Genomic DNA, 25,713 nt, shown 5'->3' on the forward strand with positions numbered 1-25,713 from the left:
GGCTGAGAAGGATGATTTCCATGCGCAAGATGATTCTGCAATGCGGTGCCCTGGCCCTCGGTCTGCTGGCCGCCAACGTGATGGCGGCGGTAACGCCGGAAGAGGCCAACAAGCTTGGCACCAGCCTGACACCGCTCGGCGCGGAGAAGGCCGGCAATGCCGACAGCTCGATTCCGGCGTGGACCGGCGGAATTCCGAAAAACGCCGGGGCGGTGGACAGCAAGGGATTCCTGGCCGATCCATTCGCCAATGAAAAGCCACTGTTCGTGATCACGGCGGCGACGGTCGACAAGTACAAGGACAAGCTTTCCGATGGGCAAATAGCGATGTTCAAACGCTATCCCGAGACCTACAGAATCCCGGTGTATCCGACTCACCGCACGGCGGCCCTGCCACCGGAAATCTATGAGTCGGCCAAGCGCAGCGCGCTGAATGTAACCCCGATCAACGACGGTAACGGTCTGGCCAATTTCACTGGCAATCGCTACTACGCGTTCCCGATTCCCAAGAACGGTGTCGAGGTGATCTGGAACCACATCACCCGCTATCACGGCGGTAATCTGCGCCGCACCATTACCCAGGCAACGCCGCAATCGAATGGTGATTTCACTGTCATCCGCTTTAAGGACGAGGTGGCCGTACCGTCCCTGCTGGGGGATTACAAACCGGGCAGCGAGGAGAACGTGCTCAACTATTTCAAACAGGAGGTGACCGCACCGGCGCGGCTGGCGGGCAATGTGTTGCTGGTTCACGAGACCCTCGATCAGGTCCAGGAACCGCGCAAGGCCTGGATCTACAATGCCGGCCAGCGTCGCGTGCGGCGTGCACCGCAAGTGGCGTATGACGGCGTCGGCACCTCATCGGACGGGTTACGCACCACCGACAACTTCGACATGTTTTCCGGAGCGCCGGATCGCTATGACTGGAAGCTGATCGGCAAGAAAGAAATGTACATCCCGTACAACAGCTACAAGCTCGATTCGCCTGACCTCAAGTACACCGATGTGATCAAGGCCGGGCACATCAATCAGGACCTGACCCGTTATGAGTTACACCGGGTGTGGGAGGTCGTCGCCACGGTCAAGCCTAACGAGCGGCATGTCTACGCCAAGCGTCACATGTACATTGACGAAGACACCTGGCAAGTCGCCCTGGCTGATCACTACGACGGTCGCGGCCAGCTCTGGCGCGTGGCGGAAGGGCATGCCCAGTTCTACTACGATCATCAGGTTCCGGCCTACACTGTCGAGGCGCTGTATGACCTCATCGCCGGCCGTTACATCGCACTGGGGATGAAGAATGAAGAGAAGCGCAGCTTCGAATTCAACATCGCGGCAAAAGCTGGGGACTACACGCCTGCAGCCTTGCGGAGTACAGGTGTGAAGTAGTCTTCCTACAGGCTCTTGCACAAAAAGGTGACCTCGCGGTCACCTTTTTTATGGGTGTAAATCAGTCTGCTGAATACTTCTTCAACAAGCGTTCGGGAGAGGTCTAGGGTGGCGCCACAATTATAAAAAGGCGCTTCTACTATGACTGCCATGACCCTGAGTCTGGACCGTCCTGGACCCCTGCCTCGTTTGTCTTCTCACCACCTCTCTCGCGAGCGGTTGATCGAACCGCTGCTGGCCTCGTCGGCGCGGGTCAAACTGCTTTGCGCACCGGCGGGCAGCGGCAAGAGTGCACTGCTTACCGAGTGCCTGCTGCGTGCACCGGAGCACTGTCGGGTGTATTGGTTGCCGTTGTCGGGGACGTGTTTGAGTGTCGTCGATTTTCAGCAGCGCCTGACTCAGGCACTGGGATTCGCAGCGGCGGATGAGCTCGTTTTGCTGGAGTCGCTGGCCCGGTTGCAGACGCCGACCTGGGTGTTTCTCGATGATTATTGTCGCGTGCCCAATCCTGAACTCGACCGCTTGCTGGACCGTTTGCTGGCAGTCAGAAATCCGCTGTTGAACTGGTGGTTGGGCTCGCGTCGGCGTCCGTCATGCAACTGGCCACGGTTGTTGCTCGATGATGAGTTGTACGAGTGCGAGGCGCGCGCGCTGGCGTTCAACGAGTCGGACATCGAACAGTTGCTCGTCCATGTCGCGCCAGAGCAGGCAGCGATTGCGGCCAGGAAGATCATCCAGCGTAGCGGTGGCTGGTGCGCCGGCACGCGCATTGCCTTGCTCGATGGTTGTCAGTGGATGGCCGGGCAGGACAAGCAGGGGCGATCGGCGACGCTGCTCGACTACTTGCAACATGAACTGTTCAACACCCTGCCGCCGGAACTGCTGGAAGCCTGGCAAGTACTGGCGCACCTGCCGCGATTCAATGCCGGTCTGTGCGAGCATCTGTTTGGCGCCGGTGAGGGAGCGCAGTGGCTGCACGCCTTGCAAGACATGGGGTGTTTTATCGAACCCTGGGAGGATTCGCCCGACTGGCTGCGAGTGTTCGTGCCACTCGCCCGGGCCATGCGTGACGAGCAGGGGTCGGCGGGGCGTTCCTGGCATCGGCGTGCCTGTCAGTGGTTCACCGCCGAGCAGGACTGGCAGGGCGCGTTCGAGCAGGCGTTGCTGGCCGAAGAGTTCGAGGTCGCGGTCAGTCTGCTGCAGCACTTCAGCTTTGAGCACTTGTTCCGCCGAGAGAATGTGCGTTTGCTGCTCGATCTGCATGAGCGCCAGGGCGAAGAGTTGACCTTCGGAACGCCGCAATTGGTGGGTTTGATCACCGCAGCGTTGTTGTTTGCCGGACGTTTCGATCAGGCGGCCGCGTGTATTGAGCAACTGGTCCGGTTCACCCCCCAGCCCACGGCTGCCCTGCAACGGCAACTGCTGGCGCGCTGGCAGGCGCAGCAAGGCTGGTTGCTGCATTTGCAGGGGCGGATGGAAGCGGCGCGCACGCACTTTATCGAAGCGCTGGCCGAGCTGGGCGCTGATGCCTGGGCCGCGCGATTGTTATGCCTGTCCGGGCTGACTCAGCAAGCACTGCTCTGCGCCGACCTCGATGCAGCGCAGGCCTTCAACCGTGAGGCGCTGTGTCTGGCGCGGTCGCAAGGTTCGCTGCTCTTTGAAGGCTTGCTCGAACTCGATCACGCCCAGTGGCTGGAGCAACGCGGCGCTCCCCAACGTGCCGAAAGCCTGCTGGCGGATATCCATGAATTGTTGGACCGGCAGGCTGATCGTCCGACACCGCTGCTGGGACGAATTGCCTTGCGACGCGGACGACTGGCGCTCTGCCAGGGGCAGGACGGCCTGGCTTCCGAGCTCTTCCAGTCCGGTCTGCAAGACTGCCTGCACAGTCAGGACAAACGCGCGCTGTATGGTTTTCTCGGGCTGGCACAGGTGGCAGCCAATCAGCGCGATTACGCACAGGCCTTTGACCGGCTGCGCGATGCCGAACGCCTGATGCAGCAGCGGCAGATTCCCGACACGGTTTATCGCAGTGTGTTGCTGCAAATCAGCAGTCACTTCTGGTTGCAGCAAGGTCGCGCGCCATTGGCTTGTGAAGCGTTGACCCGCGTATTGCGGCACTACCGTGGGCCTCAGGCCCGTCACGCGCCTCCGGCCACAGTGGAACTGATCGCGCGGATCGAATACCTGTTGGTGCTGGCCGAGACGTATCTGCATCAGGCGAAGCAGCCGCTGGAGCGGCTCAAGGCGTTGCTCGATCAAGCGCAACGTCACGGGAGGCTGGCGCTTGAAGCGGAGCTGCAATTGGCGATCTGCGAAGTGGCCGATCTGATGGGCGAGACGGCACTGGCCAAGTCGGCCTTGCAGGCCGGGCTGGAGCTGGTGAAACGCTGCCATTTGCAACAAGCCTTGTGCGAACTGCGCCTGCGCCAGCCGACATTGCTCAGTCGATTGGGCGAAGACGAACCTATGACGCCTTCGACCCTGGACGACAATCCATTGAGCGCGCGCGAACTGGAAGTGCTCAGCCTGATTGCTCAGGGTAATTCGAATCAGCAGATCGCCGAGCAGTTGTTTATCTCGCTGCATACAGTAAAAACCCACGCGCGACGAATTCATAGCAAGTTGGGCGTCGAACGTCGTACCCAAGCGGTGGCCATCGCGAAGAAGTTGGGGCTTATATCGTCAGGGTGAAGTGGTTGTGGGTTAAGTTGTTCAAGTATAACTTGCAAGATGGCGAAACATTCTACTGCGTGCGTGATGTGCGGATTTGATTAGTATGCTTCCGGCAACAACAAACCTGATATTAATTAGTTGGCAAGCAAGGAAGATAAATCATGGAAGACCTGAATATTGAGCGAGTGCGTGCCATGTTGCATGCAAGGCTCAGTGGGCGTGGTATCGATGTCGATAAAGTGTATGTGAACGGCATTCATAAGTTTGAAGATCCGCAGGTCACTTATTCCCAAACACTGGTGTGGGCGTTCTTTCTACAGCTGCAGGACCGCGAGATTCCCCACTTTGAAGGGGAGACGCTGGGGCTGTTTACCGAGCCTTACACATTCGACCCGGCCTATCGTTTCAAGGGCCTGGACTTTGATGAGGTCAACAGAATGGGCGTGGACATCGCCCGGGTTTTTCTGGGTGACTCCGTAAACGGATGAAAGAGGTTATGCCAGCGTCAGTTGGTATGAACATCATTTATTGATTTTGTTTTCCTCAGTACCGTCAGGTTTCGACGCGTGCTGATGTGAAACAGCTGGCCATGCAGGATGCATGTGCCTGATAACGACACCGGAAGTATTTATGAGTGACAGTTTCTTTTCTCCCCACAAGATGATGGCGTTGAAGAAAATTCGCGCAGGTTTCGCGGTAGAGGTGTTGTTGGATGAGCGGCTGCAAAAGCTCGGGGTTAACTCGTTCAATACCTATTTGAATACATTGGATGATCTGATCAGCAAAAATGTCATCTCTTCCAAAACACTATTCGAAGAAACACTGGGTTGGGTCGAAAGTGAACAGGTGCCTAATTATGTACAGGCCCTAAATGAAATTTTCAGTCGGCGGTTTTCCTTTGAAGCCAAAGACAGGGTCAAGGCTCTGGATATGCCGGGCTTTGAGCGCATCGTCATCGACATAGTCAATGCGCTGACCAGTGCTCCCTCGATCAATCTTTCAAAACGGTCGATCAAGCCATTGGACGTTGAGACGGTGCACGCGGCATTGAAATATCAAATACCCGAAGTGGATATTGATAGCGTGTACGTGACCAGTTTTATCGTTGAACTCGGGGTGCAAAAAGTCATTCAATCTAGAAGCCTGGTTGAAGATCTATACGCTCATTTGCAGGACGATGAAATTCCGTTCTATTCCGGCGAGGGGATGGGCGTTTATTCGGTCGCCTACAGTGCCGAAGAGCGTCATCTTCATCCACAGCTCACGGCGACGGATATCCGCGATTTAGTGATCGAAATCGTTCCGGATTTCCTGGTCTGATTGGGCGGGACTCTCGTATCCCATGCGCCAACTGACGGCCCGCGACGCTGCGAGTAATCGCTGCGCCGCCGGGCCGTTTTCGTCGGCATGAAACAGCGACGTCGGGCCCACCACCGTCAGCACGGCCACTACTTTCCCCATCGCGTTGAACACCGGCGCCGACAACGCATCCACACCAGGCATCAACAAGCCATGCACATGATGCAGGCCACGTGTGCGGATCTGCTCGCACATGGCCGCATAGGTTTGGTCATCCGCCAGCGCGTGGGCTGATTGCCCCTGCAATTCCTGCTCGCGCAAGTCCACGGTTTCGCGCTTGGGCAGGTAGGCGCCAAACACCAGGCCCGTCGATGAACTGAGCAACGGCAGCACCGAGCCCAATTGCGTCACAACCGTCACCGCACGTACCGCCGGTTCGATGTGCACCACGGTTGCACCCTGGTTGCCCCACACCGCCAGGAAGCAGGTCTCGTTCAAGTCGTCGCGCAACTCGGCCAAGGGCAGGGTGGCAACTTTCAGCACGTCCATACTGTTGAGTGCGGCCAACCCGACGCGCAAGGCTTCGCGGCCCAGGCCGTAATGGTTGGTGGCACTGTTCTGTTCGGCAAAACCGCTGGCGATCAGTGCCTGCAAATAGCGGTGAACCTTGCTCGCCGGCATGTGCACGTGTTCGGCCAGGCGCGAGAGTGAAGTCGAGGGCGATAACTCGGCCAGGGCCTTGAGGATGTCGGTACCCACCTCGGCCGAGCGGACTTTCTGTTTACCGTTGCTGTCTGGCTTTTCCATGGAGGCGGTGTGATCCCGGGACGAATGGGCGTCTTTATAGCTTGACGGTCAATACCAATCAAATTACGTTATGCGTAATTGAATTACGATAAAAATAACCCCGGCGTGCCCAGACCTCTGCAACGGAGTGACAGGCCACTGCCCACTCCCTGTTCAGGAGGCTCCATGAACCTCGATTCAACGGCGCCAGCGCTGGTTTACCAGTCAGGCTTCGGCAACGAATTCAGCAGTGAGGCACTGCCCGGTGCGCTGCCGGTCGGCCAGAACGCTCCGCAAAAAGCTCCGTACGGCCTCTATACCGAGCTATTCTCCGGCACCGCGTTCACCATGGTCCGCAGCGAGGCCCGGCGTACATGGATGTACCGCATCCAGCCATCGGCCAATCACCCGGCATTCGTCAAACTCGAGCGGCAGCTGGCCGGTGGTCCACTGGGTGAAGTGACCCCCAATCGACTGCGCTGGAACCCACTGGATATTCCCGCTGAACCGACCGACTTCATTGACGGGCTGGTGAGCATGGCGGCCAACTCCAGCGCCGAAAACCCGGCCGGGATCAGCATCTACAGCTACCGCGCCAACCGCTCCATGGAGCGTGTGTTCTTCAACGCCGACGGCGAATGGCTGCTGGTGCCGGAGCAGGGCCGTCTGCGCATCGCCACTGAACTGGGCGTGCTGGAACTGGAGCCGCTGGAAATCGCCGTGCTGCCGCGCGGCTTGAAATTCCGCATCGAATTGCTTGACCCGCAAGCCCGCGGCTACATCGCCGAGAACCATGGTGCGCCGCTTCGCCTGCCGGATCTGGGGCCGATCGGCAGCAATGGCCTGGCCAACCCGCGGGACTTCCTGACCCCGGTAGCCCATTACGAAAACCTCAAGCAGCCCACCACGCTGGTGCAGAAATTCCTCGGTCAGCTATGGGGCTGCGAGCTCGATCATTCGCCGCTGAACGTGGTCGCCTGGCACGGCAATAACGTGCCGTACAAATATGACCTGCGGCGGTTCAACACCATCGGCACCGTCAGCTTCGATCATCCGGACCCGTCGATTTTCACCGTGTTGACCTCGCCGACCAGCGTCCACGGCCTGGCCAATCTCGACTTCGTGATCTTTCCACCACGCTGGATGGTGGCCGAAAACACCTTCCGTCCACCGTGGTTCCACCGCAATCTGATGAACGAATTCATGGGCCTGATCAAAGGCGAGTACGACGCCAAGGCTGAAGGCTTCGTGCCTGGCGGTGCGTCCTTGCACAGCTGCATGAGCGCCCACGGCCCGGATGGCGAAACCTGTACCAAAGCCATCAATGCTGACCTCAAGCCGGTGAAAATCGACAACACCATGGCCTTTATGTTCGAGACCAGCCAGGTGCTGCGCCCGAGCCGGTTCGCCCTCGATTGCCCGCAACTGCAAACCAACTACGATGCCTGCTGGGCCACACTGCCCGCCACTTTCGACCCGACACGGAGATAACCCATGACGCAGACTTCCTTCCCCCGCAGTTGGGTTGCTTCCGCCAACGGTCATACGGATTTCCCGCTGCAAAACCTGCCGCTGGGCGTGTTCAGCGTGAACGGTTCGGCGCCGCGCAGTGGCGTGGCCATCGGTGAGCATATTGTCGATCTGGAGGCCGCACTCGCTGCCGGCCTGTTCGATGGCGCAGCAAAAGCCGCCGTCGAAGCCACGCTTGGCGGTCAGTTGAATGCGTTCTTCGAACTCGGTCGTGAAGCCCGCGTGGCCTTGCGTCAGCGTTTGATCGAGTTGCTCGAAGAAGGCAGCAGCCTGCGTGGCAAGATCGAAGCCCAGGGCGCAAAACTCCTGCCGCTGGCGGCGGATTGCGTGATGCACCTGCCGGCGAAAATCAACGACTACACTGACTTCTACGTCGGTATCGAACACGCGCAGAACGTCGGCAAACTGTTCCGCCCGGACAACCCGTTGCTGCCGAACTACAAGTACGTACCGATCGGATACCACGGCCGCGCCTCGACCATTCGCCCCTCCGGCACTGACGTTCGTCGCCCGAAAGGCCAGACCTTGCCGGCCGGTCAGAGCGAACCGACTTTCGGTCCGTGCGCACGCCTGGACTACGAACTGGAACTGGGCATCTGGATCGGCCAGGGCAACGAGATGGGCGACGCCATCGCCATTGGTGACGCCGCCGATCACATTGCTGGTTTCTGCTTGCTCAACGACTGGTCGGCACGGGATATCCAGGCCTGGGAATACCAGCCGCTGGGGCCGTTCCTGTCGAAGAGCTTCATCACCAGCATCTCGCCGTGGGTCGTCACCGCCGAAGCGCTGGAGCCGTTCCGACGTGCCCAGCCCGCGCGCCCGGAAGGCGATCCACAGCCGCTGCCGTACCTGTTCGACAAGCGTGATCAGGCGGCTGGCGGCTTCGACATCGAACTGGAGGTGCTGCTGCTGACCGAAGCCATGCGCGAGCAGAACCTGCCAGCCCATCGCCTGACCCTCAGCAACACCAAACACATGTACTGGACCGTGGCGCAAATGGTCGCGCACCACAGCGTCAACGGCTGCCAGTTGCAGGCCGGCGACCTGTTCGGATCGGGCACCCTGTCCGGGCCGGAAAACGGTCAGTTCGGCAGCCTGCTGGAAATCACCGAGGGCGGTAAAAAGCCGATCGAACTGGCATCGGGCGAAGTGCGCAAATTCCTTGAAGACGGCGATGAAATCATCCTGCGTGGCCGTTGCAGCCGTGAAGGTTTTGCGTCCATCGGTTTCGGCGAATGCCGTGGCAAAGTGTTGCCGGCACGCTAAGGGGAACGGGTCATGCAGCTCTACACCTATTACCGTTCGACCTCGTCCTATCGGGTGCGCATTGCATTGGCGCTCAAAGGCCTGGATTACCAGGCGCTGCCGGTCAACCTGATCGCGCCGCCGGGTGGCGAGCACCGCCAGCCGGCGTATCTGGCGATCAACCCGCAGGGCCGCGTGCCGGCCTTACGCACCGAGGAAGGTGAACTGCTGATCCAGTCACCGGCGATCATCGAGTACCTGGAAGAGCGTTATCCACAGGCGCCGCTGCTGTCGAAAGACCTCGCGGCCCGCGCCCGTGAGCGTGGTGTGGCGGCGGTGATCGGTTGCGATGTGCATCCGCTGCACAATGTCAGCGTGCTCAACAGGCTGCGCCAGTTGGGCCACGATGAACCGCAGGTGATGGAGTGGATCGGGCACTGGATCAGCCAGGGGCTGGCGACCGTGGAGCAGTTGATCGGTGACGAGGGTTACTGCTTCGGTCCTGAGGCAGGTCTGGCCGACGTCTACCTGATCCCGCAACTGTATGCGGCCGAGCGCTTCAATATTCCGCTTGAAGCTTATCCGCGCATCCGTCGTGTGGCGGCGCTGGCGGCGACACATCCAGCATTCATCAAGGCGCATCCGGCGAATCAGCCAGATACACCTTGAATCCCGACACAAATCCCCTGTGGGAGCGGGCAATCCCGTTTCCACAGCGTAATGCGATCAATGGACGACGGAATTGGGCGGCAAATGCCCCAGCCGTTCAGTGAGGCGAATCCGCTGGATCGGGTCGTCGCTGAGCAACAGCGCATGCTCAAGGTCGAAGCGCTCGGCGTTCGGGCAGTCCAGCCGTTGGTAGAGACTGGCCCGGGCCAGATAGTCGGCGGCATTGCCATTGCCCAGTTCCAGCACGCGTTCGGCGTCGATCAAGGCGCCGATGTAATCGTCGTGGGAAAGGTGCAGTTGACGCAGATTGCGCGAGAGGCGTTGCAGCATCTGCACGGGATCGGCGGTGACCAGGTGCTCGGCGCTGAGTTTCATGTTCGGGCCGTACTGGCGTTGCAGCAACTCCCGGCAATCGTTGGGGTATAGCCGACGGCCGCCGCACGGGTCGAGCAAGTGATCGGCCCCCGGTACGCGCAGCAGGAAATGCCCCGGAAAGTTAACTCCGACCAAGGGGATCTCCAGACCCCTGGCCAGCTCCAGGGCAATCAGCCCCAGGGAAAGTGGTTGCCCGCGACGCAACTCCAGCACCTTGTTAAGCAAGGCCACCTGTGGGCGCAATGGGCTGAAGTCGTCCTGGGCGAAACCCAGGTCATTCATTCGGCGTAACAAGGGTTGCGCCAGTTCGTTGACCGGCAGCATCGGCAAGCCGGAACTCGCGCGCTGTTGAAGCTCATGGAATTCCTTGAGCAACGCCTCGGGATTGACCTCGTTGTCATGTTCGGCCGCAATCCATAGCGCTGCCTCGAACAGCGCGGGCGGTGAACGTTGCAGACAGGCGAAAAACGATTGGCGCGGTGTCATCAGAATCTCCGGACAATGCCTCGTTTTAGCCCCGTCGCCAGCATTCGTCCAGTGTCATGCAGAGGCTGATTCAGGTTATTTCCGAATGCTTGCATCAAGCCTGCGCTTATTCCGGTGCGCTTCTGCAATTTTTGGGCGCAAGCCTATACTGGCGACTACAAGAAGTGATTCGGGAGCCTTACGATGTTCGCTCTCATGCAAAGCACTCGCCTTGAATCGCTGCACCTGAGCGTCGACCCGGTCACCGGGTTGAAGGCGGTCATTGCCATTCATAACAGCCGACTGGGGCCCGCCCTGGGTGGTTGTCGTTACCTTGCCTACCCCAACGACGAATCTGCGATCGAGGATGCGGTGCGCCTGGCCCAGGGCATGAGCTACAAGGCCGCGTTGGCCGGCCTGGCCCAGGGCGGTGGCGTGGCGGTGATCATTCGGCCGGTCCATGTGGCCAACCGTGCGGCGCTGTTCGAGGCCTTCGGGCGCTGCATCGAGCAGCTCGACGGCCGCTACATCACTGCCATCGACAGCGGCACGTCGGTAGCGGACATGGATTGCATCGCCCAGCAGACCCAACATGTCACCAGTACCACCTCGGCGGGCGACCCTGCGCCCCATGCGGCGATGGGCGTTTTTACCGGCATTCGCAGCACCGCGATGGCGCGACTGGGCAGCGACAATCTCGAAGGTTTACGCGTGGCGATTCAAGGCCTGGGCAATGTCGGGTTTGCGCTGGCAGAACAACTGCACGCCGCGGGTGCCGAGCTGCTGGTCAGCGACATCGACCACGGCAAGGTGCAACTGGCCATGGAGCAACTCGGTGCACACCCGATTGCCAACGATGCATTGCTCAGCACCCCTTGCGACATACTTGCTCCCTGCGGCCTGGGTGGCGTGCTCAGCAGTCACAGCGTGACGCAGCTGCGCTGCTCGGCAGTGGCCGGTTCGGCGAATAATCAGCTGACTCATCTGGATGTCGCCGATCAGTTGGAGCGGCGGGGCATTCTGTATGCACCGGATTATGTGATCAATGCCGGCGGCTTGATCTACGTCTCGCTCAAACACCGTGGCGAGGAGTTGTCGACCATCACGGCCCACCTGTCAAAAATCAGCTCTCGGCTGACGGAAGTCTTCGCCCACGCCCAGGCGGAAAAGCGTTCGCCGGCCCGGGTGGCGGATGAATTGGCGGAGAAAGTCTTGTATCGCTGAGTGGATTTCCCGGTATGAAAAAGGCCCTGACTCCATCGGACTCAGGGCCTGTTCAATTCGGGTGTTGCTTACTTTGCTGCTTTGGCGGCCTTGGCGGGTTTCGCCGGGACGATAGGCTCGGCCACTGGCTCCTCGACGGGCGTCGCCACTTCAACCGGTTCCGCGACTTCGACAGGTGCGCTGAGCAATTCGGACAACGCATCCGGCTGGCTCTTGAACGCCTTGGCGAACACATCGCGGTTCTTCGCCATGTAGATCCCGGCTTCTTCCACTTGCTGCTCGGTCAGCGACGGAACGGCTTTTTGCAACACTTCTGCCAACAACTCGGCCAGTTCGAGCATTTTGTCATGACGGTCAGCTTCGGCTTTATCCATGAACAAGCGCTCCAGATCTCGGCTGCTGCGGTATACCACTTCGACGGCCATTCACCACCTCACATGCCTTCACATTTGGTTGTCTGATTCGACTACTGTATCTATATACAGCGAAAAGGATAAGCGAAACCCCGGGGTTTGGGTAGTGGCTTTTTAATCTAGACCGAAAACAGGGTTTGTCAGGCTCGTTGATGGCAGGTGGGTGCGACCAAACGTCACGGAGCGCGTTCCAGAGCGCCCCGCCATCATGGCGTGGCCTTGTTTCTGCATGCAGAACAATCGTCATGTCCAACCCGCATTATCCGGTCGAGCCGACCTAAGGAAGCATCATCGTGAAAATCAACTGGGCAGAAAACCTGCGGCAGAACGTGCATGAACTGGCCGAGTCCCTGGGCAACCTGTTCGTCGAAACCTTTCACTATCTGGCGCTGTTCGCCATTGGTGCGGTGACCGCGTGGGCAGCGGTGATGGAGTTTCTGGGAATGATCGAGCAGGGGCACATCAAGATCGATGACATCTTGCTGCTGTTCATCTATCTGGAGTTGGGGGCGATGGTCGGGATTTATTTCAAGACCAACCACATGCCGGTGCGTTTCCTGATCTACGTGGCGATCACGGCGCTGACTCGGTTGCTGATTTCCAATGTCTCGCACCACAACCCGCCGGACATCGGGATCATCTACCTGTGTGGCGGGATTCTGCTGCTGGCGTTTTCGATTCTGGTGGTGCGTTACGCTTCGTCGCAGTTCCCATCGGTGAAAATTGAAAACCCGCACCGCAAGACAGGCGCGGGTTCCAGTGAGCATCCGGAAGTGGAGAAGGGCGAGCTTTAAAACCCCATGGCGGGTCGAGGCCGGCCTTTGGCAGGTGGCGGCGGCAGGTTGCGCGTGTCGCCATCGGTCATGGCTTCGAGAATGGCCACGGCGCTGTGGCCCTGTTCGATGGCAATGCCGAACTGAATGCTTTGTACCAGGCGTTTGAGGCGCTCGGGGTCGTTGCGCTGGTCAGCACTGATCATGCGTTTGGCCACTATATGGCCGCTATTGGACAGGGTCAGCATGATGCAGCCATCGAGACCCTGAATGCTCAGGTTGATCTGATAATCCGCTGCAAATGCATCGGTAATGAGCTGGAAAGGGTTGTCCATGATGCGTCACCGCCTGTTTGAACGTGCAGTTGTTGACCGGTCGATATCGGGATTAGTTCGCAACACCGGACCATCGGCCTTCATGGCCAAATCGCCATCAATGCTTGCAACAGGGATGTAGCAAGGGGCATGCCGGAAAGATTGTCGGACAATCATGGCTGTGGAAAGCCGAGGGGCTCTACAGCGAATGCGCGCCAGGTAACCCCTTCAGGCGCTGGCTTGCCGGCGACAGCACAGTAACGATTGGCACGGTGTCGCCGGATCAATTGCCTTCACCCGCAAGCCCGGGCCTACAGGGATATCTGCTGCTCATGTGTGCCCGCCTGCCCATTTGAGGGCAATAAACCTGGGCGTGCCTCCAAAGCGATCAGCACTCTACCGGCCTCGAAGGCACGGATGTGTGGCGATTGCCGACGTGGGCGCTGAAGGAGAAAGGGGGGATTTTTCGCGGCCAGCATCCGCTGCGGACCAGCAAATGTGAGGATTTGTGACGGAGGAGCAGGGCGACTCAACTCCCGACCTTAACAGCGCTGTTGCCGGTTGTCCGGCTTTTTTTGCTATTAAAAATTTATCTTTTTTTAGGGGTTGAATTGTTCAGCGTACAGACCGATTGTGTAAATCAAGAGGTCACGGTGATGACGCCCAAGGGCTTAGCTGACCGGCCTCTCGCGAGCTAGCTGAAATAAGGGATGAACTATGCAAATCCAAGTCAATAGCGATAACCATATTCAAAGCAGCATCCGACTGGAGGAGTGGGTACGTACTACCATTGAGAGCACGCTCGAACGTTATGAGGAGGACCTGACCCGAGTGGAGGTTCACCTGCGGGACGAGAACGGCGACAAGCCTGGTCCCCACGATCTACGCTGCCAACTGGAAGCGCGTCCAAAAGGCCACCAACCGATTTCCGTTACCCATAAAGCCGCCAGCCTGGAACTGGCGATTGACGGAGCCGCCGAGAAACTCGAGCACGCACTGGAACACCTGTTCGGCAAATTGCGCGGCAAACCACGAGCCACTGTGGTGCCGTTCGAGCGCGAGGCTCACGCCGACGAGCTGCTGGAAGAAGAGTTTCTTGAAAACGAGCAGGCTGCACAAAACGGCTGAAACCTGATTCACTTTTAAAACCACCCACTCGAACGGGCCTGCATTGCAGGCCCGTTTTGTTTTCAGCGTCGTTGGCGTTGGAACGCTGTTTCATCTTTTATTTTTTGCGCATGAGAATATTTATCATTAGTATTGGCGGCCTTGTTGGCCCGTGATGTTCACGCGGCTTCATCGGTTTCCAGGTCGCGACATGAAAGGCACCCTCGGCACGTTCCCTCGTTTTACCGTTGATGCTCAGTGCGGTGCTGCTGGCCAGGCTGATGACCGCAATGGCGCAGTACTGATTCGATGATCACTCGTCCTCCCGAACCCCGCGAAATCCAGCGCGATGACCTGCACGGCGACCGTGCACATTTTCTTCAGGTGTTCCTCTCGCAACGTTCGCAAATGGAAGCGCTGGTCAGTCGTCGCGTCGGCTGCCGGGCGACGGCGGCGGACCTGGTTCAGGACTTGTTCCTGCGTTTCTGGCGACGGCCGCTGGTGCAGGTCGAAGAGCTCGGCACCTACCTGTTGCGTTGCGCGGGAAACATCGCCATCGACCATTTGCGTAGTGAGGGCTCGCGGGTGCGGGCCAGCGAAGGTCTGATGGTCGAACCGGTGGATGACGTGGGCAGCGAACCGCAAGCGGCACTGGAGGCGGGCAACGATCTGCGACATGTCGAGGCGGCGTTGCGCGCATTGCCCGAACGCACGCGGCAGATCTTTCTGCTCAATCGTATCCACGGCCGCAAATATGCCGAGATCGCCAAGGCCATGGGACTGTCCCAAAGTGCCGTGGAAAAACACATGATGCGCGCGCTCGAGGCCTGCAAGGCCAGCCTGCGGGAACCCGAACCTCGCACGCCAGGGAAAGCGAAGTGAATACCATTGAACCCGTCATCCCGACGCCAGCACAGGAACAGGCGGCACTGGCCTGGCTGAGTCTGTTGCACGACCAGCCCAGCAGCGGTGATCAGGCGACGTTCAGCCAGTGGTTGCAGGCCGACCCGGCCCATGCCGAGGCCTATGCCCGTGCTCAGGTTGTCTGGGAACTGAGCGAAGTGCCGGCGCGGACGATGGCGGATGAGGATGCATCGGCCCTGCAAGGTTATCTCGACGCCATGAACCGCTCGCGCCGCCGCAGCGTTGTGCGTTGGTCCGGGGCGTTGGCCATGGCGGCGTGTCTGCTGTTGATGATCAGCCTCGGTACGGGTTGGCAGCCCTCGCGCTGGGTCGATGACCTGGGGGCCGATTATGTGTCGGCACCGGGGGAAATCCGCACCGTCACCCTGGCCGATCAGTCGCAAGTCACCCTCGATGCCGACAGCGCCATCGCCGTGGATTTCAGTCGCGGCGAGCGGCATGTGCAGGTGCGACGAGGGGCCGGTTTTTTCAACGTGACCCACACCGGCGAGCCGTTTGTGGTGGAGGCCGAAAGGGGCCGCGCCCAAGTGTTGGGTACGCAGTTCGAGGTGCGCCTGCAACCCCATGGGGCGAAGGTCACGGTGTTGTCCGGGCGGGTCGGCGTGACGGCGGACAGGAGCGCCGGGCAGCAGGTCCTGACGGCCGGTCAGCAAGTGGCATATGGCAAAGGCCTGGCGGAAAAACTCCACGCGGTGGACAGCGAAGCGCAGTTGGCGTGGCGTCAGGGGTGGCTCAATTACTACAAAGCGACACTGGCCGATGTGGTCCAGGACCTGGAGCGCTATTACCCGGGACGGATCGTGTTGCTCAACGATGAACTGGCGAAACGTCGGGTCAGTGGCAGCTTCCCGAGCAACGACCCGCAGTCGGTGCTGAGTTCGTTGCAGGCAGTACTGGGATTTGAGCAACACCAGCTTCTGGGGCATTTGATTATTTTGCGTTGACCCTTATGGCGCCATCGCTGGTCTGCCAATCACCCTCGATTAAATTTTTTTCAACTTTGTGCTGAGGTAAATCCGAACGCCATTCGTGTAGTGACTGAAACTGCGATTCATTCGCATCCATTGCGGTTCTACACAGGTCACGAGTCATGAAGTCCAGGGCAAAATCGGGTTCGGTCAAACAATGGTGGGGTGTTGCTGCGTTGAGCTTTTCGGCGTTGGCGTTGTTGCCGCTGAGTGTGGCAATGGCTGCAGACACCCGTGCCCCGCAACGCGCGCCCTTCAGTTTTTCGATGGCCGCCAAACCGCTGCCCCAGGCCCTGAGCGACTTCAGCCGCGTCACTGGCATCAGTGTGATCTACACCGATGAAGCGCCCTACGGCCTCAACGCGCCGGCCATCAACGGCCAGATGAGTGCCGAACAGGCGCTGCAGCGTTTACTCAGCGGTTCAGGCCTCACCTTCCGTCGCACCGACGATCACACCCTCGCACTGGAACCGCAGCCCACCGAAGGCGCCTTGAACCTGGGGGCAACCACCATCACTTCGGTGATGGATCAATCCACCAGCTACCAGCCGCCGCCCACCAGTTCGATCATGCGCAGTTCGGCGCCGATTCAGGAGATCCCGCAGACCATCAACGTGGTGGCGGCCCAGGTCATTCGCGATCAGGCACCGCGTAATCTGGATGACGCGCTGGCCAACGTCAGCGGCATTACCCAGGGCAATACGCTGGGCAGCACTCAGGATTCAGTCATGACCCGCGGCTTCGGCGACAACCGCAACGGCTCGATCATGCGCGACGGCATGCCCCTGGTGCAGGGCCGAGGCATGAACGCCACGGTGGACCGGGTTGAAGTGCTCAAGGGGCCGGCTTCGTTGCTCTACGGGATTCAGGACCCGGGCGGTGTGGTGAACATGGTCAGCAAAAAGCCAGAACTTGAGCAGTACAACGCCCTGACCCTGCGCGGCTCGACTTACGGTGAAGGAAAAAACGGCAGTGGCGGCAGCTTCGACAGCACCGGCGCCCTGGGCACCTCCGGGCTGGCCTATCGCATGGTGCTGGACCACGAAGACGAAGATTACTGGCGCAACTACGGTGTACATCGCGAGACTCTGGTGGCGCCGTCGCTGGCCTGGTTCGGCGAGCGCACCAAGCTGCTCTTCGCCTATGAGCATCGCGAATTCCTCACCCCGTTTGACCGTGGCACCGTGATCGATCCGCGCACTAACCACCCCTTGGACATCTCTCGCAATGAGCGCCTCGACGAGCCGTTCAACGACATGGAAGGGCGTTCGGATCTCTATCACTTCGAGGCCGATCACGAACTCAACGACAATTGGAACGCCCACTTCGGCTACAGCTGGAACCGCGAAACCTACGACGCCAGCCAAGTCCGTGTCACCGCCATCGACACCTCCAAGGGCACCCTGACCCGCAGTATGGACGGCACGCAGAATGCGATCAGCACCGACCGGTTCGCCACGGCCAGCCTTGAAGGCAAGGTCTATGTCGCGGGCATGCAGCATGACTTGGTGTTCGGGATCGATGACGAGTACCGCAAGATCTACCGCGCCGACCTGATCCGCCAGAAAAGCCTGAGCACGTTCAGCTACCTCAACCCGGTCTACGGCCGTGAAGTCCAGGGCACCACAGTCAGCCCGGCGGACAGTGCCCAGACCGATTTGCTGCGCAGCGATTCGGTGTTTGTGCAGGACTCGATTCACCTCACCGACCAGTGGATTTTTGTAGCGGGCGGGCGTTTTCAGGCGTACGACCAGTACGCCGGCAAAGGTGTGCCATTCAAGGCCAACACCGACAACAACGGCCAGAAATGGGTGCCGCGCGCCGGCCTCGTCTATCGCTACACCGATGAGCTGTCGTTCTACGGCAGCTACACCGAATCCTTCAAACCCAACTCGACCATCGCCCCCCTGAGCGGCAGCAGTACCGTGCTCGATGGCAGCATTGCACCGGAAGAAGCCAAGTCCTGGGAGATCGGTGCCAAGCTCGATATGCCGGGGCGGGTCACGGGCAACATCGCCCTGTTCGATATCAATAAACGCAACGTGTTGGTGGCCAATTCCGAAGGCCCGGTCACGATTTACAGCGCCGCCGGCGAAGTGCGCTCCCGCGGTCTTGAATTGGACCTGAGCGGTCAACTGAGCGACCGCTGGAGCATGATCGGCAGTTACGCCTACACCGATGCTGAAGTGACCGAAGACCCGGACTACAAGGGCAAGAAACTGCAAAACGTGGCCCGCAACAGCGGTTCGCTGTCGGCGGTGTACGACTTCGGCCGCGTTATCGGTGGCGATCAGCTACGGGTCGGTGCGGGAGCGCGTTATGTCGGCGAGCGGGCGGGTAACGCGGCGAACGATTTCGATCTGCCGGGCTACACCGTTGCCGACGCATTCGCCACCTACGACACGCAGCTTGATGGGCAAAAGGTCAAGTTCCAGCTCAACGTGAAGAACCTGTTTGACCGTACTTACTACACCTCGGCGGCGAGCCGGTTCTTTGTGTCGATGGGTGATTCGCGGCAGGTGACGTTGTCGAGTACGTTGGAGTTCTAACGCAAGACCGCGTCATCGTTGATCGCGAGCAGGCTCGCTCCCACAATTGGAATTCATTCCCTTGTGGGAGCGAGCCTGCTCGCGATGGCGGTCTGACAGCCGCTTGATATCCCGAACCTAGCGCAAAAACGCCTGCCGATATTCGCCCGGCGTCCCCCCCGAGACCTGGCGAAAGCGATTGGTGAAGTGACTGGCACTGGCAAATCCGCAGGCCAGCGCGATGTCCCCCAGCGGCTGCGATGTCGAGCGCAACAACTCCCGCGCCCGGCCCAGTCGCCTTGCCAGCACGTACTGATGCGGCGGCAGGCCGAAGCTTTCGCGGAACATCCGCGCAAAGTGGTATTCCGACAGCGCGCACAGCGCTGCCAGTTGTCCCAGGCTGATGGCTTCGCCCAACTGGCTGTCGATGTATTCCACCAACTGTCGCCGCTGATGTGCCGCCAACCCGCCCTTGAGTCGTAGTCCGTCGCGCAGGCCGACCTGACTGAGCAAGGCATGGCTGAGCATTTCGTGGGCCAGGCTGCTGGTGAGCAGGCGTTCGCCGGGTTCATCCCAATTGAGGCCGATCATCTGTCGAAAGCGCCGCGCTTGCAGCGGGTCGTCGAGGAATGTGCCTTCGCGCAACTGCACTTCACGGGGCTCGCGGTCCAGCAGCGTGACGCAGCCGAGGGCGAATTGTTCCGGGCTGAAATAGAGGTGGGCCAGACGAATGTCGCCGTTGATCACCCAGCCTGACTGATGATCGGCCGGCAGGATGCACAGCTTGTCCGGGCCGCCCTTGGTGCCGGGCTGATCGCGGCGAAAGGTGCCGGTGCCGCCGGCGATGTAGCAGGACAAAGTGTGGTGGCTCGGCGCTTCGTAATCCTGGGCGTCGTGATGGTTGCTCCACAAGGCTGCCGCCATGCCGTCACCGAGCTCGGCGCTGTGCTCGAGGCGAGCATTGGGCGAGCGGTTGAGGGCTTGAAAGACTTGCAGGGTTTCCAGTGCGGGCATGATCAGTTCTCTCCAACGCCTTGCATCCTACTCCGTAGGCGTGCGCCTGCCAGCCAGTGGCGCGACAAAAGCGCAAGTTTATGCAAGTGCGCCATGGTGCGACGCAGGACACTGGGCACCTACCGAGGAGCCTTTGTCATGAATCTTTCGTTGTATTTGTTGACCGTGCTGATCTGGGGCACCACCTGGATTGCCTTGAAATGGCAGTTGGGCGTGGTGGCGATTCCCGTGTCGATCGTTTATCGCTTCGGCCTCGCCGCATTGGTGCTGTTTGTGATGTTGCTGCTCAGTCGGCGGTTACAGGTGATGAACCGTCGTGGGCATTTGATTTGCCTGGCGCAAGGGCTGTGCCTGTTCTGCGTCAACTTCATGTGTTTCCTGACGGCCAGCCAGTGGATTCCGAGCGGTCTGGTCGCCGTGGTGTTTTCCACCGCGACACTGTGGAACGCCCTCAATGCACGGGTGTTCTTCGGCCAGAAAATCGCCCGCAACGTGCTGATGGGCGGCGCGCTGGGCTTGTGCGGCCTGGGCCTGCTGTTCTGGCCGGAACTGGTCGGCCATACCGCCAGCCCGCAAACCCTGCTCGGCCTGGGTCTGGCGCTGTGCGGCACCCTGTGTTTCTCGGCGGGCAACATGCTGTCGAGCCTGCAGCAGAAGGCCGGGCTCAAGCCGCTGACCACCAACGCCTGGGGCATGGCCTATGGCGCGGCGATGCTGTCGGTGTGGTGCCTGGTCAAGGGCATTCCATTCGATGTGGAGTGGAGCGCCCGCTACATCGGTTCGCTGTTGTACCTGGTCATTCCGGGTTCGGTGATTGGTTTCACGGCTTACCTGACACTGGTCGGGCGTATGGGGCCGGAGCGCGCTGCGTATTGCACCGTGTTGTTCCCGGTGGTGGCGCTGAACGTGTCTGCGTTCGCCGAGGGGTATCAATGGACCTTGCCGGCCCTGGTGGGGCTGGTGCTGGTGATGCTGGGCAACGTACTGGTGTTCCGCAAGCCCAAGGCGCCGATGGTTCAAGGCAATGGCAAGCTGGCTTGAAGCCTTGTCAGGGGCGAGTGTGTTTTCAACGCTCGATCCTGATCGCCACGTACAGCAGCGATGGCAACATGAAGTCGACAATGTGCTGGGCCCAGTCTTTGTAGTTCCAGTGTTGCGATTGGTCCATATTGAACCACTCGGCACCAATGACTTGGAAACAGAGGTAATAAAGAAAGAGTGCAATCAATAAGCCGATAATGGCGAACTTCTTCGCTTCGTGGAATTTCTTGCTGCTGGAGTTGATGTTCTTGTAAAGATAGTACGTGCCCATGATGCAGAAGGTCGTGTACATGACTTCAAGGGTAATGATCAGCCAGTAAATTCGATGCTGGAGCATGGGCGAGATGATCGCTCGCTCGCTGTACCTGGAACTCGCCTGGGTGGTGTCCATGCTCAGGATGTGCGACAGATACTCATAGTTGGTGGCGTAATCGGTAATGTTGCTGTACATCACCAGCAAGCCGAAGAAACTGACGAATAACATCAGTGTGGCTTTACTGAATTTTATGACGTGGTTGGTTGTGATTTGGTTCAAGGTTAAATGTCTCCAGAACTAAGTTTCGGTGTGTTTTTAGTTTGGAGTTTATACGGCGGGTTATTTGTCTGGTCGTGAACTGAATTGCAGGATATGTAACGCCAAGTTGAGTGTGCGGGGTTTAAAGTGTGCGGGCAGGCATCGGTAGCGCCTGCCCTGGGTGATTCAGCCTTTCCAGACTTGCGGGTTGACCAGGTCCTGTGGGCGTTCACCCAACAAGGCGCTGCGCAGGTTTGCCAGGGCACGATTGGCCATGGCTTCGCGGGTTTCGTGGGTCGCCGAGCCAATGTGCGGAAGCGTCACGGCGTTTTTCAGCTGAAACAGTGGCGACTCGGCCAGCGGCTCCTTTTCGTACACGTCCAGCCCGGCGCCGCGAATCCGGTTGTTCTGCAAGGCTTCGATCAGTGCCGGTTCGTCGACCACCGGGCCGCGAGCGATGTTCACCAGAATCGCGCTCGGCTTCATCAGCGCCAGTTCGCGATGGCTGATCAGGTGTTTGGTTTTCTCGCTGAGCGGTACCACCAGGCAGACGAAATCGGCTTCGGCCAACAGTTCATCCAGGCTGCGCATCTGTGCGCCGAGCTCTTGTTCCAGCGCGGTCTTGCGGCTGTTACCGCTGTAGAGGATCGGCATGTTGAAACCGAAGCGCCCACGGCGAGCGATGGCCGCGCCGATGTTGCCCATGCCGACGATACCCAGGGTCTTGCCATGCACATCGCAACCGAACAACGCCGTACCGACGCTCGCCTGCCATTGGCCGGCCTTGGTCCAGGCGTCGAGTTCAGCCACGCGCCGGGCACTGCTCATCAGCAGGGCGAACGCCAGATCAGCGGTGCTTTCTGTGAGCACGTCCGGGGTGTTGGTGAGCATGATTCCGCGCTCACTGAGGTACGCGACATCATAGTTGTCGTAGCCCACCGAAACGCTGGACACCACTTCCAGTTTCGCGGCGTTCTCCAGTTGGGCGCGACCGAGTTTACGGCCGACGCCGATCAGGCCATGGGCATGGGGCAGGGCTTCATTGAACTGGGCGTTGATGTCGCCATTTTTCGGATTCGGCACGATGACGTCGAAGTCTTGTTGCAGGCGTTCGACCATTTCAGGCGTGACGCGGCTGAAGGCGAGGACGGTCTTTTTCATGGGGCAGGGCTCGTCAGGGCGGAGGAGAATGCTTAGCAAGCTACAAGTATCAACTGGCAAGCTGCAAGCCTAAAAGCCGTACCCGTCGCTTTTTAACTTGCAGCTCACCGCTTGAAGCTTGTAGCTGCCGTTCCGCTATACTGCCGCCTTTCGTGGCTCGCTGACCGGGCCCGACACTTTACGCATCACCCGGAGCTTTCATGACTTCCCCGAAACAACCGCCGGTCGCCGACACCTTGAGCGACGAGCAGGCAGAGCTGCCAGACAGCGTCGACTCCAGCGCCGACAGCGAAACCAAAGCCGCCATCCCGGCGTTCAAGTTCCCGTTCAAGCCAGGAGAATTGGCTGGCGCCAAGAACGCAAATCAGCCGTGGTACAAGAACGGCGCCAAGAACGGCCACACCAAGACGCCGGGCATGGCGCCGCCAGGGACTCGGCGTTCGATGGGCAAGCGCTAGGTTCCAGGCTTTGCGGTGTCAGGCCTGCCTTTGCTCCCACAATTGGAATGCATTCCCCTGTGGGAGCGAGCTTGCTTGCAATGACGCCCTCACAGGCGACACCTTTTTTAGACTCAAGCCACCCGCAACGAAATAAACGAGTAGTTCGCCGGCGCCTGCGTTGCCACTTGCCCACCGGCATCCGTGACCTGCCTGGCGATATCTTCACCGGACACATGGAACAGCCATTCGCTGTCCCACTGCGGCAATGTCTGCCCGGCCAAGTCGTCGAGGATCGAGGCAAACTCGTTCATGTCCGGCAGATAAGCGCTGAATCCATCCCCCTTCAGCGCCGTCGTGCGAATCCCCAATAGCGCGCAAATCGCGTCCTTCATTTGAATATCATCGCGATCCGCCTGGCGGGAGCGCTCAATCAGCACCCGGAGCTCGCGGTCCACCAACTCACCGCCAACGATCAGGTCCGACCCTTTTTCCCAGGACTCGGACGGGCATTCCTTGATGGCCGGGTTGAGAGCGATGTGCGGATTGATTTCCATCGGGTAAATGCGGCACACCAATGGCCGGCGTTCGTAGATGCGGCAGAGGTTGTCCTCGTCAAGATTCCGGCAGGGACCGACATTGTAGGCGGCAAAGGTGATGGCGACGTACGCCTCGGATTCGCCGCTGTGAACCAGTGCCGAGCGGCGCTCAGCGTGGTCGCGTTGCCGGGCTGGCAGGCCCAGGCCATTGCCCAGGAACGCCTCCACCAGCACGATCACCTGCCCGCCATCGGCCGCCCACATCCGGGCTTCGGACAGGGTCAGGGGCACATGGTGATCGTTGCAGCATTTGCCACAGCCTACGCAGGAAAACGTCGTATTCATTGAGCGCTCAGTCGCGTCGAGGGAAGAGGCGACAGAATGTCACCGTGAAGTCTGCTGCCGAAGCAAGTTATGCGCCACTCACTGGGCCTTGATGGCGGGGCGAATCGAGTCCCATTCGGTGACATACGCGGTTTTGCTTTTTTTGTTGTAGAGACACAGCTCTGTGCCTTGCGCGCCTTTCATGTGTTTTTGCGGGTACTGACCTTGCAGCAGGAGCGCGGTGTAGCCGACGCGGTCGTCGAACTGGGCGGCATTGCCCACGGGGTTGGCATTCTTCAGGCCACTGGCCTTGGTGCAACTGGCCAGGACGGTTTTGTCATAAGCGGCCCACGCGTCGGGACTGGAAGCCTGGGCCTGGGTGGCGAGGGCGGTGAGGCAGAGCAAGGTCAGGGTGGCGGCTTTCATGGTCCGGAAATCCTTTTGGGGGGCGAATGACCGGATTATGCCTGAAGGAGGGTGTTCGTCAGGCTGGAACCGGTTCCCGGCGAACCACAAACATCCCGACGCTTTCATACAACCGCTGCGCGCGCAGGTTGTCTTCGAGCACCTTCAAATCCACAAAACCTTCGCGGCGTTGCTGGAACACCTTGAACACGTGCAGCAGCAAAGCGCGGCCCAGACCTCGCCGTTGAGCCCGAGGATGCACCACCAGGTCTTTGATGTAGGCGCTGGTCCAGCACTGGCACACGGCAACCACACCTTCGGCATCCAGGGCAATGAAGCACAGGTCGGGATCGTATTCGGGGTCGGTTTCAAATTGCCGTTGCCAGCACTCCAGCGCCGGTACGCCCCCACCGCCCTCGCGGTAACCCAGTGTCATTAACTGATGGACGGTGTCGGCAAGTTCAGGGCGGTAGCGGGTCAATTGAAGATCGCCTGGCCAAGGGATGGCCGGCACAGCCTCGGCGAGGTTGCGCCGCATCAACAAGCAAAAGTCCTCGGCCAAGACTCAATGACCCTGTTCAGCCACAGCCTTGGCTGCCGTGATCAGGCACTGGGTCAGTTCGGGCGAGGAGAACTTGGTCAGCACCGCGTTGGCACCGGCCTGACGAGCCTTTTCACTGTTCATCGCGCTGTCCAGCGAGGTATGCAGCAGCACATAGAGGTGCGCAAAATCCGGCGTTTCGCGCAGGGTTCGGGTGAAGGCGTAGCCGTCCATTTCAGACATTTCGATGTCCGAGACAATCAGATTGATCTGCTGGGCGGTGCCTTGCAAATCCAGCAGGCAGTCGATGGCTTCCTTGGCGCTGCGCGCCGTATGGCATTGCAGGCCGAGATTGCGCAACGTGTGCACCGATTGCTGCAGGGCCACCTGACTGTCATCGACCACCAGAATCCGTGCGTTCCCCAACAGCTCGGCGTCTTCCATGCTCAGTTCGGTCGGTGCCGTTTCGATCTGCGCCGGGGCGATGCCGTGGATGACTTTTTCGATGTCCAGTACCTGCACCAGGGTGCCGTCGACCGAGGTCACGCCGGTGATGTACGAGCGCACCCCGCCAGACCCGAAGGGCGGCGGACGGATATCGGTGGTCAGGCAGTGAACGATCTTGCTCACCGCCTGGACGTGCAGGCCCTGCTTGGAGCGGCTGACGTCGGTGACGATCAGGCAGCCGCCATTGGGGTCTTCCAGAGGACGTTCGCCGATGGCGCGGCTCAGGTCGATCACTGACAGCGACGCACCACGCAGCGTGGCAATGCCTTTGACGTGGGGGTGCGACTCCGGCAGCTTGGTCAGCGGCGGGCAGGGGATGATTTCGCTGACTTTGAGCAGGTTGATAGCCATCAACTTGCCGCTGCGCAAGGTAAACAGCAGAAGCGACAGTGAATCTGCACGGGCTTTGATGGATGACATATGGACCTTCTTGGGAAAAAGGTGATGGGCTATCGCGAGGATTGCCAATAACTTCGATGCCGGGTTATCGACTTGTTGGGGGCAGGCTTTAGGGCCAATACCCATCCATTGGTTTAGCACGAC

26 protein-coding genes and 1 pseudogene are annotated in these 25,713 nt (G+C 59.6%); 15 read left to right on the plus strand and 12 right to left on the minus strand.

Translation table 11 applies throughout. From position 1 onward, the window contains the following. Positions 1 to 20 precede the first annotated feature (20 nt). From AC1Q6D_RS21130 to AC1Q6D_RS21145, 4 genes are all read left to right on the plus strand, one after another. Positions 21 to 1,388, plus strand: a complete 1,368-nt coding sequence (locus AC1Q6D_RS21130; RefSeq protein WP_103405234.1) for a DUF1329 domain-containing protein — start codon at positions 21 to 23, stop codon at positions 1,386 to 1,388. Positions 1,389 to 1,529: 141 nt separating this feature from the next. Beyond that, positions 1,530 to 4,082 carry a LuxR C-terminal-related transcriptional regulator gene (locus AC1Q6D_RS21135; RefSeq protein ID WP_103405235.1) on the plus strand — a complete coding sequence of 851 codons (2,553 nt, stop codon included), beginning with the start codon at positions 1,530 to 1,532 and terminating at the stop codon, positions 4,080 to 4,082. 143 nt (positions 4,083 to 4,225) lie between these two features. After that, positions 4,226 to 4,552 carry a hypothetical protein gene (locus AC1Q6D_RS21140; RefSeq protein ID WP_047537846.1) on the plus strand — a complete coding sequence of 109 codons (327 nt, stop codon included), beginning with the start codon at positions 4,226 to 4,228 and terminating at the stop codon, positions 4,550 to 4,552. 142 nt (positions 4,553 to 4,694) lie between these two features. Further along, complete coding sequence (locus AC1Q6D_RS21145) at positions 4,695 to 5,384, plus strand: hypothetical protein (RefSeq protein WP_103405236.1); 690 nt, start codon at positions 4,695 to 4,697, stop codon at positions 5,382 to 5,384. Here AC1Q6D_RS21145 and AC1Q6D_RS21150 read toward each other — a convergent pair. Next, a complete protein-coding gene (locus AC1Q6D_RS21150) occupies positions 5,349 to 6,170 on the minus strand; it encodes an IclR family transcriptional regulator (RefSeq protein WP_103405237.1) in 822 nt (273 codons plus the stop codon). The genes AC1Q6D_RS21145 and AC1Q6D_RS21150 overlap by 36 nt on opposite strands. Before the next feature lie 165 nt (positions 6,171 to 6,335). Here AC1Q6D_RS21150 and hmgA point away from each other — a divergent pair, with 165 nt between their 5' ends. The 3 genes from hmgA to maiA are packed head-to-tail and all read left to right on the plus strand — an operon-like array spanning position 6,336 to position 9,596. Continuing rightward, positions 6,336 to 7,640 carry a homogentisate 1,2-dioxygenase gene (hmgA, locus tag AC1Q6D_RS21155; protein WP_103405238.1) on the plus strand — a complete coding sequence of 435 codons (1,305 nt, stop codon included), beginning with the start codon at positions 6,336 to 6,338 and terminating at the stop codon, positions 7,638 to 7,640. Between the two features lie 3 nt (positions 7,641 to 7,643). After that, the gene (gene fahA / locus AC1Q6D_RS21160; protein ID WP_103405239.1) at positions 7,644 to 8,948 is read left to right on the plus strand and encodes a fumarylacetoacetase; all 1,305 of its coding nucleotides are present in this window, start codon (positions 7,644 to 7,646) and stop codon (positions 8,946 to 8,948) included. A 12-nt stretch (positions 8,949 to 8,960) separates the two neighbouring features. Then, a complete protein-coding gene (gene maiA / locus AC1Q6D_RS21165) occupies positions 8,961 to 9,596 on the plus strand; it encodes a maleylacetoacetate isomerase (protein ID WP_103405240.1) in 636 nt (211 codons plus the stop codon). Between the two features lie 57 nt (positions 9,597 to 9,653). On the opposite strand, the gene AC1Q6D_RS21170 is transcribed toward maiA, so the two are convergent. Next, entirely contained in the window at positions 9,654 to 10,457 is an 804-nt protein-coding gene (locus AC1Q6D_RS21170; protein WP_047537864.1) for a SirB1 family protein, read from the minus strand. A gap of 183 nt (positions 10,458 to 10,640) precedes the next feature. Here AC1Q6D_RS21170 and AC1Q6D_RS21175 point away from each other — a divergent pair, with 183 nt between their 5' ends. Further along, entirely contained in the window at positions 10,641 to 11,660 is a 1,020-nt protein-coding gene (locus AC1Q6D_RS21175; protein ID WP_047537867.1) for a Glu/Leu/Phe/Val dehydrogenase family protein, read from the plus strand. Between the two features lie 185 nt (positions 11,661 to 11,845). Here AC1Q6D_RS21175 and AC1Q6D_RS21180 read toward each other — a convergent pair. Next, positions 11,846 to 12,085: pseudogene (locus AC1Q6D_RS21180) on the minus strand (YebG family protein); the annotation flags it as partial. A gap of 281 nt (positions 12,086 to 12,366) precedes the next feature. Between AC1Q6D_RS21180 and AC1Q6D_RS21185 the strand changes: the two are divergent. After that, positions 12,367 to 12,867 carry a phosphate-starvation-inducible protein PsiE gene (locus AC1Q6D_RS21185; RefSeq protein WP_047537873.1) on the plus strand — a complete coding sequence of 167 codons (501 nt, stop codon included), beginning with the start codon at positions 12,367 to 12,369 and terminating at the stop codon, positions 12,865 to 12,867. On the opposite strand, the gene AC1Q6D_RS21190 is transcribed toward AC1Q6D_RS21185, so the two are convergent. Further along, on the minus strand, positions 12,864 to 13,181 hold the full coding sequence (locus AC1Q6D_RS21190; RefSeq protein WP_047537876.1) for a DUF3509 domain-containing protein: 318 nt from the start codon (positions 13,179 to 13,181) through the stop codon (positions 12,864 to 12,866). The genes AC1Q6D_RS21185 and AC1Q6D_RS21190 overlap by 4 nt on opposite strands. Before the next feature lie 696 nt (positions 13,182 to 13,877). Here AC1Q6D_RS21190 and AC1Q6D_RS21195 point away from each other — a divergent pair. From AC1Q6D_RS21195 to AC1Q6D_RS21205, 3 genes are all read left to right on the plus strand, one after another. Beyond that, positions 13,878 to 14,288: an HPF/RaiA family ribosome-associated protein gene (locus AC1Q6D_RS21195; RefSeq protein WP_103405242.1), complete on the plus strand. Its 411-nt coding sequence runs from the start codon at positions 13,878 to 13,880 to the stop codon at positions 14,286 to 14,288. A gap of 288 nt (positions 14,289 to 14,576) precedes the next feature. Beyond that, complete coding sequence (locus tag AC1Q6D_RS21200; protein ID WP_103405243.1) at positions 14,577 to 15,149, plus strand: RNA polymerase sigma factor; 573 nt, start codon at positions 14,577 to 14,579, stop codon at positions 15,147 to 15,149. Next, positions 15,146 to 16,135, plus strand: coding sequence for a FecR family protein (locus AC1Q6D_RS21205; protein WP_103405244.1), 990 nt, complete (start codon positions 15,146 to 15,148; stop codon positions 16,133 to 16,135). The genes AC1Q6D_RS21200 and AC1Q6D_RS21205 overlap by 4 nt, the downstream gene beginning before the upstream one ends. Here AC1Q6D_RS21205 and AC1Q6D_RS21210 read toward each other — a convergent pair. Further along, complete coding sequence (locus AC1Q6D_RS21210; protein ID WP_256590315.1) at positions 16,122 to 16,436, minus strand: hypothetical protein; 315 nt, start codon at positions 16,434 to 16,436, stop codon at positions 16,122 to 16,124. The two genes, AC1Q6D_RS21205 and AC1Q6D_RS21210, sit on opposite strands and share 14 nt — an antisense overlap. On the opposite strand from AC1Q6D_RS21210, the gene AC1Q6D_RS21215 reads away from it, so the two are divergent. Continuing rightward, the gene (locus AC1Q6D_RS21215; RefSeq protein ID WP_256590314.1) at positions 16,378 to 18,708 is read left to right on the plus strand and encodes a TonB-dependent siderophore receptor; all 2,331 of its coding nucleotides are present in this window, start codon (positions 16,378 to 16,380) and stop codon (positions 18,706 to 18,708) included. The two genes, AC1Q6D_RS21210 and AC1Q6D_RS21215, sit on opposite strands and share 59 nt — an antisense overlap. A gap of 117 nt (positions 18,709 to 18,825) precedes the next feature. Here AC1Q6D_RS21215 and AC1Q6D_RS21220 read toward each other — a convergent pair whose 3' ends face one another. After that, positions 18,826 to 19,701: an AraC family transcriptional regulator gene (locus tag AC1Q6D_RS21220; protein WP_090467220.1), complete on the minus strand. Its 876-nt coding sequence runs from the start codon at positions 19,699 to 19,701 to the stop codon at positions 18,826 to 18,828. A gap of 138 nt (positions 19,702 to 19,839) precedes the next feature. Between AC1Q6D_RS21220 and AC1Q6D_RS21225 the strand changes: the two genes are divergently transcribed. After that, complete coding sequence (locus tag AC1Q6D_RS21225; RefSeq protein WP_103405246.1) at positions 19,840 to 20,742, plus strand: DMT family transporter; 903 nt, start codon at positions 19,840 to 19,842, stop codon at positions 20,740 to 20,742. Between the two features lie 25 nt (positions 20,743 to 20,767). Here AC1Q6D_RS21225 and AC1Q6D_RS21230 read toward each other — a convergent pair whose 3' ends face one another. Together AC1Q6D_RS21230 and AC1Q6D_RS21235 are read right to left on the minus strand one after the other, a co-directional pair. Further along, on the minus strand, positions 20,768 to 21,277 hold the full coding sequence (locus AC1Q6D_RS21230; protein ID WP_103405247.1) for a DUF2165 domain-containing protein: 510 nt from the start codon (positions 21,275 to 21,277) through the stop codon (positions 20,768 to 20,770). Positions 21,278 to 21,442: 165 nt separating this feature from the next. After that, on the minus strand, positions 21,443 to 22,417 hold the full coding sequence (locus tag AC1Q6D_RS21235) for a 2-hydroxyacid dehydrogenase (RefSeq protein WP_103405248.1): 975 nt from the start codon (positions 22,415 to 22,417) through the stop codon (positions 21,443 to 21,445). A 200-nt stretch (positions 22,418 to 22,617) separates the two neighbouring features. On the opposite strand from AC1Q6D_RS21235, the gene AC1Q6D_RS21240 reads away from it, so the two are divergent. After that, positions 22,618 to 22,875: a hypothetical protein gene (locus tag AC1Q6D_RS21240; protein WP_103405249.1), complete on the plus strand. Its 258-nt coding sequence runs from the start codon at positions 22,618 to 22,620 to the stop codon at positions 22,873 to 22,875. Between the two features lie 113 nt (positions 22,876 to 22,988). Here the strand turns inward: AC1Q6D_RS21240 and AC1Q6D_RS21245 are convergent, their stop codons facing one another. The 4 genes from AC1Q6D_RS21245 to AC1Q6D_RS21260 form a co-directional block, all read right to left on the minus strand. Then, entirely contained in the window at positions 22,989 to 23,738 is a 750-nt protein-coding gene (locus AC1Q6D_RS21245) for a YkgJ family cysteine cluster protein (protein ID WP_103405250.1), read from the minus strand. A gap of 78 nt (positions 23,739 to 23,816) precedes the next feature. Beyond that, positions 23,817 to 24,143 carry a hypothetical protein gene (locus AC1Q6D_RS21250; protein WP_103405251.1) on the minus strand — a complete coding sequence of 109 codons (327 nt, stop codon included), beginning with the start codon at positions 24,141 to 24,143 and terminating at the stop codon, positions 23,817 to 23,819. 58 nt (positions 24,144 to 24,201) lie between these two features. Beyond that, entirely contained in the window at positions 24,202 to 24,660 is a 459-nt protein-coding gene (locus AC1Q6D_RS21255) for a GNAT family N-acetyltransferase (protein WP_103405252.1), read from the minus strand. A gap of 27 nt (positions 24,661 to 24,687) precedes the next feature. Beyond that, complete coding sequence (locus AC1Q6D_RS21260) at positions 24,688 to 25,590, minus strand: chemotaxis protein CheV (protein WP_047537916.1); 903 nt, start codon at positions 25,588 to 25,590, stop codon at positions 24,688 to 24,690. Between the last annotated feature and the right edge of the window lie 123 nt (positions 25,591 to 25,713).

The sequence above is a fragment of the Pseudomonas sp. MT92 genome, from assembly GCF_058792515.1.